Here is a 242-nt window from a genome sequence, read left to right on the forward strand (position 1 = left end):
GTGCCAGCTAACGGCTGGGGGGCGTGAGCCCACGACAAGTGCAGCAGAGAGAAGACCGCCAACTTCGGTTGGTAAGGGTGAAAGGGTGCGGTAAGAGCGCACCGGGCCGCTAGTAATAGTCGGTTGCAAGGTAAACTCCACTCGGAGCAAGACCAAATAGGGTTCCTTATGGCGTGGCCCACGTTGGAACCGGGTAGGTTGCTTGAGCCATAGAGCGATTTATGGCCTAGACGAATGATTAT

At 55.8% G+C, this 242-nt stretch carries 1 other RNA gene; it reads left to right on the forward strand.

The annotated features are described in order from the left end of the window. Positions 1–242, forward strand: an RNA gene (gene rnpB / locus SB756_RS34295) — RNase P RNA component class A; the annotation flags it as partial.

Source organism: Pseudomonas sp. SIMBA_068 (assembly GCF_046534705.1).
In the GTDB taxonomy this organism is placed as follows: domain Bacteria; phylum Pseudomonadota; class Gammaproteobacteria; order Pseudomonadales; family Pseudomonadaceae; genus Aquipseudomonas; species Aquipseudomonas putida.